Source organism: Streptomyces sp. NPDC005878, assembly GCF_040629815.1.
GTDB lineage: Bacteria > Actinomycetota > Actinomycetes > Streptomycetales > Streptomycetaceae > Streptomyces.
In genome coordinates, this window is the sequence record NZ_JBEXWK010000040.1 from 63524 (window position 1) to 73334 (window position 9811).

Sequence of the window (9811 nt, forward strand, 5' to 3'; positions counted from 1 at the left end):
AGCACGCTCGAGGAACTCCTGTACGAGGGACGCCAGGCCCGCATCAACGTCCCATACAACGGTCGGGCTTCCGGCGACGGCCTGCCCCTGCCGCCCGCGCGCAGCTCGCCACCGTCATCGCGCGGGTCGGCACACACACGTGGCAGAGGCTCGCCCCAATAGCCGGCCCCGCCCCGCAGCACAGCGCGAACTCGGGCCGCATCCGCGTCGTCTAGGACGATGATCTCCACCGGCCGACGACCGCTTCACCGGTCCGCCACGCCGCCGCGAGGGGCGGCTCACGCGTGCGTAGTGCCTGTCGTGCCGGTTTACTCTCGCACGCGCAGCCCGAGGTAGCCCTGGCCGGGGAAGGCTTTGAAGGTGGAGTGTCCGGTGAAGAAGTACGTGACCTGTGGCGCAGGCCGGCTGTAGGCGCAGGCCGCTTCGGGCACTCCCAGGATTTTGGCGGCGTTGAGGATGAAGGGCAGTGCTCTCTCGCTGTGCAGCAGACCAGTATTGATCTGGTCCTCAGTGGGTTCCCAGTCGTCGGGCATCTTCGCCTTCAACGCGGTGCGCGTCCCCTCGCGGAGCAGCGGGCGGTAGTCGGGGTGCTCGATCGCCTGATCCAGGTAGGCACGGGCCTGGCGGTACTCAGGGTGATCGATCCAGTCCTTGAACTCGCTGACCCGCACATCATCGGCATCTGCCGCGATCCGGGCGCGGCGAATACGGGAGGCCATCTGCCTCACGTCCGCCCGCGCCTTCTTGTGCGCTTCCTGTTGGGATCGGCCCTGCCCCAGGTAGGTGGCGGCGGTCATGTCCAGGTCGGAGACGACCACGTCCACACCGCTCATCTCTTGGTGGGCCCAGCGCAGCATCGTGGTCAGCCGGTGAGCGGAGAAGTACGGGTTGCCGGGGCTGACCAGCAGGACAATATGCCCGCGCCGGTCCAGGATGCGGGCGCACGCCGGGCTGCATGGCTGCACATCGACCAGAGCGTCATCCATCGCCCTACCTCGCTTTCACTGTGGCTCGACCGGCGACCCCCTCGCATCACCATCGCAATTATCCGGAGCGGCTGTTACCTCAGCGCGCCATTGGGAGGTCATCCGTTCTCACCAATGCGAAGGGCAGGGCCTTTGGGACCCACCCGCACCTGTGTGACGACTGCAAGCAGCGCACCATCACAGCCGAACGCCAAGCTGAGCAGGCCGGGCCCGAGCACCAGGAGCACGACCAGGCCGTGCCCGAGCAGAAGGCCGGCGGCACCTGGCTCTCCCGCTTCCGCGGCTGACGCGCGAGCGGCGACACGGCCGGGCAGGTCCGTCCTGCGGTCGGTGAAGTAGGCGGCGGGATGCTGGGTGATTACGACCACTTGAGCTTGGGGTCACAGTTGGGGCTTTTCGGCAAGGGCTGGCTGAGGAAGGCGCCGATCCGTACGTTTCCTTTGTCGATGGAAGTTCGAACGCGTCGGCCGAAGATCTGGATGTGGCAGGCCAGTGCCCACTCGTTGTTGTATTCGGGGGCTTGGCGGGCCTGTTCGATGAGCATTTTCGCCAACAGCATCATCTGTTGATCGGGGTCGAGGATGCGTACGGCGACGGCCCGGCCGATGGGATGGACTGGTTGTGCGGGCGTCGGGTTCGGGGCTTGGTCGGTCTCGCCGGGCGAGCCGAGTTCACTGGCACAGATTCCGCCGCTTCGGTAGTTGTCCAGGCCCCAGAGATCCTGCAGTGCGATGTCGCTGCCGTCGCCTTCCAGCAGAGCGATCTGACAGGCGCGATCGGGGAGGTCGTAGGCTCCGCCGGGCTTGAGCACCAAGTCGTTCCAGCCACGGCTGCTGAGGTCAGGCCACTTGTATGTCCACAGCACTTCTCGTGGTGCCTGGTCGCTGTCTCCGCGCAGGGTACGGAAGCTGATGCCGTCTTTCGGCCCAACCCAGAGGCGTTCTTCGTACACCGACTGGTCGCTGCCGTCGTCGCTGGAGGTGTGCAGTAGCGGGCTCCATGGGCGGGCCAGCTCGGCTGTGGAGGCGGTGGTGACAGGTGGTTCGGGTTGGGCGGGTGTGCCGGTGTCCTGCTGTGGCGGCGCGGTGGAGGTCGCACTAGAGGTGGGGCTAGCAGCGGGCTGTGCTTGGCCGGCTGGATCCAGCGGGCCCAGGCCCAGGGCCGCCGGCAGGGTCCAGGTGCCGGTGCCCGGGTGGTGATCGTGTTCGAGGACCAGGTCGCGGATAAAGATGACCGTGTCGATGTAGGAGTGGAACAGGCCGCGGGGCTCGGGCTGGCCGCCGTCGCTCAGGACAAAGTTCGGATCGTCCATCGAGTAGGCGCGCGAGCCGAGGAACCGCTCGGGATCAGGCAGCCAGGGGCGGTAGACCGTGACGGGGGCCCAGGAGAACTCAAGGCCTCTAATGGAGGGATCGATACGATCGCCCAGCACCGTGCGCAGGCGTTCGGGCGCCTGGCGGGCGGCTTGAAGTATCTCGGGCCTGGAAAGCTGCAATTGCGTCCAGGCGACGTCGGCGATTGCCGTGGGGAAGTACACCGTCCGGGCGTACGGGACACTGTTGTACTTCTTCCAGATATCAGGCTGGTCGAGGGCCTGGTCGTGTCGCTGCCACATCAGATGGGTCGCGCCGGGGGCGAGGCGTTGGAGTGTGTTTTGCGCTCTCTCGATGAGGTCCCGGTGGCCGTGGTCGGTCCAGTATTTGTCTGCGGCCTGTTGCAGGCGACGCAGCCGGTCGATCTCTTCCGGCTCCTGTTGTTCTCGCGCTGCCCGGTCAAACGCTCGCTGGGCGGCACGGTATCGGTATTGAGCGGTGCGATACGCCCGCAGGGCGGCGGTGGGCTCCCCAGTGGCCTTGTAGAGGACCTTCTCGGCCGCAGCGTGTTCCTGGCGCTGCTCGTCGGTAAGGGTCTGGATGGCCCACCGGGCCCGCAGCACTTGCCGGCAGATGTCCCACAGCGGCGCACCGTGCTGAGGCAGCCAGATGCCTCCATGTGCGGGACACCGGTTGGTGACCTGCGCGAAATCTGCCTCCTTCGTCCCGCGCCGGCCGTCCTTCTTTGACGCATCGAAGTCCCAGGCCCAGGCAGGGGCGCTGATCGGCGAGGCGGGCATGGAGAAGTGCCGGCTGTCGCTGTCCAGGGCTTGCAGAAGCTGCGCGGCCACCGCGGTCAGGACAGCACCTTGGACAGGCGGGGGGCTGGTGGTCACAGGTTCCTCCATCGGGAAAGCTGTGCAGGGTGGCGGGCAGCGCCGTGACGGTGGCCTGACGCTGCCCGGCCCGGAGTCACTGCCACTGGGTGATCTTCGGATTGGGGTTGGGAGTCTTGCCCAGGAGGTGGTTGACGAAGCCGATGAGCTGGATGCCCTTGACCGTGATGGCCCCATTGGAGGCTGTCACGCGGTCACGAGCAGATTCCTGGGAGTCGCTGTACTTGCCGGACAGATTGAAGAATCCCCATTTGGTTACCCCGCCTCCGGCATTCAGATTCTCCTTCTTCCGGCTGTACTCGTCCGCCAGATCTCTGCAGACGATGGTCAAATCCTTGATGAAAATCGCCCGCTCGGGGTATCCGATCATGCTCCCTACGGGTGCCTTGCCGTCATCCTGAATACCCGAGGAGGGGGGGCCGAAGGACGTGGTGTCCTGTTGCTTCCACGCGGTGCTGGTTAGGAACTCCGGATGGAACCATGGCCGCACCAGCAGAACCTGGCTGAGCTGGAACTTGATGGTGATGGAGTCCTCAACCACTCGGCCTGACGAGCTCTCTTTTGCGCCCTTGGCTTCGCCGCTGATGTCCCACCACCCCTTTCCGAATCCACCGCCGGCCTGCCAGGAGACCTCCTTCTTGTATTCGCTGTTTTCGTACTCCGACTTGCCCATCTCGTATTCGGTCCAACCGGTGGATTCGGCGAAGTCTGAAGGAGTCGGGTATACGGCACGAACTGTCCTAGTCCCATAGGAAAACGCCGCGTTATCGTAATCCTGAATGAAGCTCTGCTTCCAAGTGGCAAGGTCCCGCTTGGCGGAATTGTCCATCACCGCGAGAGCCGGCTCGACTTGGAGGCCGTAGCCCGCATCGTTCATCGCCGTACGAGCATCGTTCAGTTCACCAAGGCGCTGCTCCCGTTCGTCGTCGGACGCCTTGTTGTAGGCGGTCCTGGCCGCCAGGTATTTACCCCGGTAGATCCGGTAGACCTGACGCTTGGTCATCGTCTTCGGCGGCTTCCCGTCCTCCTCTACGATGACCTTCTCGTCGAGGACTTTTTGGGCATTTTTCACCGCTGCATCATGCGTGGCCTTGTCGGCCGTGGACAGGCAGCCGACACGCGACTGCCGCAAAATCGGGCCGTACACGTCACTGAGCTTGTTCCCGCTCGGCTGCCACAGGCCCTCCCGCTGCACGTAGGGGACTGGGCTGACAGCGGGGATGAGGTCGGCCACCGCCGCGAAATTCGCGGCCCGCCTGACGCTCTCTTTGTCATTGTTACCCTCACCAAATTTGAAGCTGTTCACGGTGAAGGCCAAGCCCGGCGAACACCAGGTCAAAAACACGTGGGACGTGGTCGGCCTTTCCCCTGGTGCATCCCCGGTCAGAATCTTGTAGAGCTGGTTCTGAAGTGCCTTGCCTACGGTGCCCAGGTCGTACGTCATCACGCCTCTCCTTCACTTACGGCAACTGACTGTGTACGCAGGGTAGCTTCACTGTGGTGTTTACGCCAAAGCCATACACAGAAGCGCCGAAGCGCGCACCAGCACTGAACATCACGGGCGCACACCCGGCGCATCCTCCAGTGCGACCGCGCTCCCGCCACCCGAGTGCTGGACCACCTCCCGAGGCGCGCCGCTGACGAACGGGCGAAATCCTCGGGATGACGTTTACGTCCTGATTCGGGCAGTCGGGCAAAAAGCCCGAATACAAGGCGCTGTGGTCCGCCAAGCCTGCTGCGATGACGCCTCTTGTGTGGCCGGAAAGGAAGACCGCGCTGGACAACCGGACTGCTGACGTCCGCGCCCTGGGAGGTGCGAGCTCACTACGCTCACCGAGTTCCAGGGGCACGGTCGCGCCGACGCGATCTGGGGCAGATTCACCAGCACCACGCGGTTGCGCCTGGCCGCACTCCGCGATCGTAGTGAGGGCGCGTCCTGCAGTCGCGTAGCATCGAAGCCCGATGGACCACCGGCGTCGGTGCCGCGGGCGTAGTCGTCCGAGCAGGTAGCCGGCCGTGAGCGCGGTGGCCGCGGTGACGGCGACGCCCGCCTCAGGACCACCGCATCCCGATCGCGGACAGCAGCTCCATCCGCTCCGGCGTTAGCGTCGCTGCCCGGGAGCGCTGGTTCCCGATCCAGGCGCCCAGCTTGTGTTCTCGCTCCTCCTGGTCCTCGCCGCCGACGATCCGTTCGACGTGCTTCCTGGGGACCTGGAGGTGTCCCTCGCGCTCGTAGAACTGGCGGGCGGCCTCGTAGTTCAGCGCCCACTTGTCGGCCTGCGTACGGCGCTTGGGCTTCTCGTTCTCGGTGGCGGGCTCGATCCCGAGGACCTGCTCGCACAGCCACTGCTGCACGGTCGTGAGCTGGTCCCAGCCGAGCCGCACCGACTGCACCCACCGTCCGAGATCCTCGCCTTGGCGGATGACGTCGCCCGCCTCGGTGGGCAGCGCCTCACCGGCGTCCAGGTGCATCCGGACCAGGTGGAAGCACCGCTGCCAGGTCACCGGCCAGCTCGGGCACCAGGAGGCGTCGATCTCCTCCAACTGCTCGCGCCGCTCGTCCGGCAGCGCCCCGGCCGACGACTCCACCGGCAGTCCCTCGGCACGACGCTGCTCGTTCTCGGCAGCCTTCCGGGCGGCGGCCCGCGCGTTCTTCAGGAAGATGCCCACCCGGTAGCCCTGGAACGTGGCGTCCAGCGGGGCCAGGAGGTGCCCGTGTTCGGCCGCCCACCCGCGCGCGGCGGACATGCCCTCCTCCCACGCGACGTCGTAGTGCGACCAGATCATGCCGAGCTTCTCCAGCTGCGCGATGCGGTCCTCGTCCATGTCGCCGCGGGCGTAGAACCGGCGGGCGTCGGCGGTCCACTGCCCGAGCGGGAACCCGGCGAGCGAGGCCGGCCACCCGGTCTCTTCGGCCTCCTGGCCGTCGACGGCGGGCACCCGGAACGTGAACGGCACCTTCAAGTCGCCGTGCTCGCGGGCGTAGATGACGGCGGCCTCCACACCGCGCCGCCAGTGCTCGTGCTCCGGGTTGAGGACCCGCAGGTTGATGAACGCGGCGAGGGCGGCCGGGTCGCGCGGCGTGGAGAACTTCAGCAGGGCCTTGGCGGGGGCACTGACGCCTCCGGAGCCCTCGCCGCTCCCGCCCGTGCCCTTGCCGCTCTCGTCCTTACTGACGGGCTTGTAGCGGCTCGGGGCCTGCTGCTCCGCGAGGCTCTCCACGATCCGCGCGTCGTGCGCCCGCAGCGCCTCCAGCAGCTTCGCCAGCCCGCCGAACGCCCGGGAGGTGAGCATGTTGTCCGCCGTCTCGCCCGGCCCGAGCAGCACCGGCACCACGAGCGAGGCGACCTTCCCCTCGCCGGGCTGCATCCGCAGGGCGCGCCCCACGGCCTGGACGAGGTCGGGCATCGAGCCGCGTACGTCCGCCCAGTACACGGAGTCACAGTTCTTGGTGTCAACGCCCTCGCCCAACACCTTCACCGAGCACAGGAAGCACTTCTCCACCACGGTGCCGTCCGTGGCGATCCCGGCGGCGAACTCTCCGAGCAGTCGACGCCGGTGGAGCGGCTTGTGGTCGCCGCACAGCCAGTCCGCCCAGATCGTCTTCGGGTACAGCTCGGGGTCGCTGGCGTGCAGCTGTGCGGCGACGTCGGGGAGGCCGGCCGCGAAGGCTTCGGCCTCCTTCACCACGTGGTGGAAGACGAGCGTGCGCCGGAAGTTCTCCTCCGCGGACGCCTTCACCAGCGCGGTCTGGAGCGCGGCGAGCCGGGCCCCGCGGACCCCTGCCGAGCGGCTTTCGGCGCCCAGAAGCTGCGCGGCCTGGAGCGCGGTGTCGGTCACGTCCACGCACACGACCTGGTAGGGGGCACAGATTCCCCTGTCGATCGCCTCCGAGAGCGTCAACGTGAAGGCTCTGCTGCCGAAGGGGCCCTCGGGGTCATCTTCCATGCTCGCGACCAGCTCGCCCGGTGCGCCGGCCTCGTCCTCGTCCCCGAGCTGCCACAGCCGGGGCGTGGCCGTCATGTAGAGGCGGCGCAGGGCCGGGATGCGGGTGTTGTCGTGGATGACCGCCCACGGCTTCCCGATCCGGCCCGAAACCCGGTGGGCTTCGTCCACGACGATCAGGTCCCAAGCCGTGAGGCCCCCGGCGTGCGCCCGCTCCAGCGTGCCCAGACCGAGGCTGGCGTACGTGGCGTACACGGTCATCTTGTCCAGGCCCCGCGTCCACTCCACCAGCTCGTCCACGTCCGTGGTGTTGGGGAAGGACACTTCCTCACCCCGCAGCGAGGACACCCCGATCATCGGCCCCCGGCGGCCCCCCTCGCGCCACGCGGACTCGGTCTGGGCGAGCAGGTCCAGCGAGGGCACGAGCACCAGCACACGGCCCGCGTGGAGCTCCTCCGCGCTCCGGACCGCCACCCGGGTCTTCCCGGACCCGGTCGCCATGATCACCTGCGTTCGAAGCCCCCGTTCGGGCACAAGTGATCTTGCAGGCAATTCGAGGGCGCGCACGACCGCGTCAATGGCTTCTCGCTGGGCTGCCTCGCGCGGGTCAACGCGGTCTGTGCTCGACATATTGCCTGCCTTCTCCTGGGATGCCGTCCGGTCGATTCGAGCGGCGGGAAACGAGAAACCTGCACGTAGGGGAGCCGCAAGAGCTACGGTTCGACGTACGCGATCGGCTGGCTGCTCTGCCTCACCGGAGCACCGGCAAGCCGGGGGGTGGATCTCAGTAACCCTTCGGAGCGGTCCGGGGTGGTGTGCTCCGAGTCCAAAGTTTATCCCGTTCTTAAAAATGAAGCACACCGAATTACGAGATCCTTCACAAGGTGGCTTTGAACTCGACCGTCCATATGTGGTCAAAAGTTGTCATAAGGATTGCCGTGCCTGACGCAGGGGGATGATCCATTCGCGCCGAGGTGATCGCCTCGGGATCGAGGGAAGGTTGCGAAGATGCCTCAGCAGGGAACCGTGAAGTGGTTCAACGCAGAGAAGGGGTTCGGCTACATCGCTGTTGACGGTGGCGGTCCGGACGTGTTCGTGCACTACTCGGCCATCCAGTCCAGTGGGTACAAAAGTTTGGACGAGAACCAGCGGGTCGAGTTCGAGGTGGCCGAAGGCAACCGGGGGCCGCAGGCAGATCAGGTCCGTCCCCTCTGATCCGTAGTCAGCTCCCTCCACTTCCTGTCCCGACGGCCCACCTTCCTCTTGCTGCTGCAGGCCCGTGGGTGGGCCGCGCGGAGCGTGGCACGCCTGGCCCGCACGGGGGGAGTGGGGGCGCGCCTGGTGTGGCCTGGAGCGCAGCGGAGGCCACGGGCCGGCCGGAGGCCGGCCCCGGCCCGCAACGCGGGCCGGGTGCCCTGCGGTTGGGTGGCGGGGGCGGAGCGTGCCGCCTGGCGGTGAGCGGAGCGTGCCGGTTCGCTGATATGGGTAGGGCGGTCGGCCCGCAGTGGGCCGCGCAGGGTCCCCCCTCCAGGCGGCTGGAGCGGTAGCGGATGTACCGGTGCTGAACCCTGCAGTAAATCCGCCGACGGAACGGTGCATGCGGCGCCCGTCACAAGTCAGACCCTCGTGCAGCCTGCACCGCCCGTGCCGAGGCTTTGCGGTATCTCGCCGCCATCTGCCCCCGGGCCTTCGCGTCACTCGCGTTGCCTGCTTAGGAAAGTGCCATGAAAGGGTGGTTTGGTGAGTGTTTGGCACCCATGTGAGTGAATGCGGCTGGTGGGCGGGGTGGGTGGTGGGGCTGGATGTGAGGGCTCGGCCCGTATTGGGCCTCGTTGGTTGAGGAAGGGACATGCTCTATGCGCGCCCGCATCAAGCTGGTGGTTGCCGCTGTCGCCGTCGTATCTGCGGGGGCGGCGTTCGCGGGGGTCGCCATCGCGGCTGATCCCACGGCGACTGTGAAGGCTCCCTACGCCCAGGCTGCCGTTTCGGTTCTGAAGGACGGCACGGTTGCCCAGAAGACCAATACCATGGCCTCGGTCCGCAAGGTGAGTACGGGCCGGTACTGCGTCGTCCTGGAACCGGAGGTCGAGGTGGCTAAGTCCGTCCCGGTGGCCACTGTGGGGAACGGGAGCTTCGCCACCATCTTGGTGGTGCAGAACAACACCGCCTGTGGCAACAACTCGCTTTACGTTCTCACCGCCATCAACGGCAGCGGGGCGGACCAGCCGTTCTATCTGGTTGTTCCCTAGCTCTCGCACCGCGCGGTGTCCTGTCCGAACGGTCTCGGGCGGGGCACCGCGGGTTGCCCCGCCTGCCCTTCAAGGCTTTCTCGCGATGCAGGGGCGGGCCTCCCGTGACGGGAGGACAGAGTGCGGCTGTGTCCGTACGCCGGCAACGGTCCTGGAGGCGAAGCCGGAAGGACCCCGGGCGGGGGAGCGGAGCGGACCCGCCAACGAGCCGAAGGCCCGGACCCCGTGAAACGGGGTCACCCAGGCCCGCGCAGTGGGCCGTTCGGGGTGGAGCGAAGCGGAACCCCGAACCAGGCCGGAGCGAAGCGCAGGCCTCCGGCCCGAAGGGCCGGCCCTGGCTCGGCGCAGCCGAGCCCCGCTGAGCGCAGCGAGGCGGTTCTCTCCTGAGCGCGCAGCGCTCAGGTAGATAGGAAGAGCGTCGG

At 67.1% G+C, this 9811-nt stretch carries 6 protein-coding genes; 2 read left to right on the forward strand and 4 right to left on the reverse strand.

Annotated features, from left to right (window positions below; translation table 11 throughout):
- Positions 1 to 308 precede the first annotated feature (308 nt).
- The 4 genes from ABZ404_RS36165 to ABZ404_RS36180 form a co-directional block, all read right to left on the reverse strand.
- The gene (locus ABZ404_RS36165; RefSeq protein WP_358832800.1) at positions 309 to 986 is read right to left on the reverse strand and encodes a tRNA-dependent cyclodipeptide synthase; all 678 of its coding nucleotides are present in this window, start codon (positions 984 to 986) and stop codon (positions 309 to 311) included.
- A 358-nt stretch (positions 987 to 1344) separates the two neighbouring features.
- Positions 1345 to 3195 carry a hypothetical protein gene (locus tag ABZ404_RS36170; RefSeq protein ID WP_358832799.1) on the reverse strand — a complete coding sequence of 617 codons (1851 nt, stop codon included), beginning with the start codon at positions 3193 to 3195 and terminating at the stop codon, positions 1345 to 1347.
- A 76-nt stretch (positions 3196 to 3271) separates the two neighbouring features.
- Positions 3272 to 4639 (reverse strand): hypothetical protein, encoded by a 1368-nt coding sequence (locus tag ABZ404_RS36175; RefSeq protein WP_358832798.1) that lies wholly within the window; start codon positions 4637 to 4639, stop codon positions 3272 to 3274.
- A gap of 608 nt (positions 4640 to 5247) precedes the next feature.
- Positions 5248 to 7770, reverse strand: coding sequence for a Helicase associated domain protein (locus ABZ404_RS36180; RefSeq protein WP_358832797.1), 2523 nt, complete (start codon positions 7768 to 7770; stop codon positions 5248 to 5250).
- A 378-nt stretch (positions 7771 to 8148) separates the two neighbouring features.
- Here ABZ404_RS36180 and ABZ404_RS36185 point away from each other — a divergent pair, with 378 nt between their 5' ends.
- Together ABZ404_RS36185 and ABZ404_RS36190 are read left to right on the forward strand one after the other, a co-directional pair.
- On the forward strand, positions 8149 to 8355 hold the full coding sequence (locus ABZ404_RS36185) for a cold-shock protein (RefSeq protein WP_358832796.1): 207 nt from the start codon (positions 8149 to 8151) through the stop codon (positions 8353 to 8355).
- A gap of 641 nt (positions 8356 to 8996) precedes the next feature.
- Entirely contained in the window at positions 8997 to 9389 is a 393-nt protein-coding gene (locus ABZ404_RS36190) for a hypothetical protein (RefSeq protein ID WP_358832373.1), read from the forward strand.
- Positions 9390 to 9811: the final 422 nt, after the last annotated feature.

What these genes read in the sequence shown, in the direction of transcription:
- ABZ404_RS36190 (WP_358832373.1), top strand. Translation starts at nt 8,997, where the DNA reads ATGCGCGCCCGCATCAAGCTGGTGGTTGCCGCTGTCGCCGTCGTATCT.
- ABZ404_RS36175 (WP_358832798.1), bottom strand. Translation starts at nt 4,639, where the DNA reads ATGACGTACGACCTGGGCACCGTAGGCAAGGCACTTCAGAACCAGCTC.
- ABZ404_RS36185 (WP_358832796.1), top strand. Translation starts at nt 8,149, where the DNA reads ATGCCTCAGCAGGGAACCGTGAAGTGGTTCAACGCAGAGAAGGGGTTC.
- ABZ404_RS36180 (WP_358832797.1), bottom strand. Translation starts at nt 7,770, where the DNA reads ATGTCGAGCACAGACCGCGTTGACCCGCGCGAGGCAGCCCAGCGAGAA.
- ABZ404_RS36165 (WP_358832800.1), bottom strand. Translation starts at nt 986, where the DNA reads ATGGATGACGCTCTGGTCGATGTGCAGCCATGCAGCCCGGCGTGCGCC.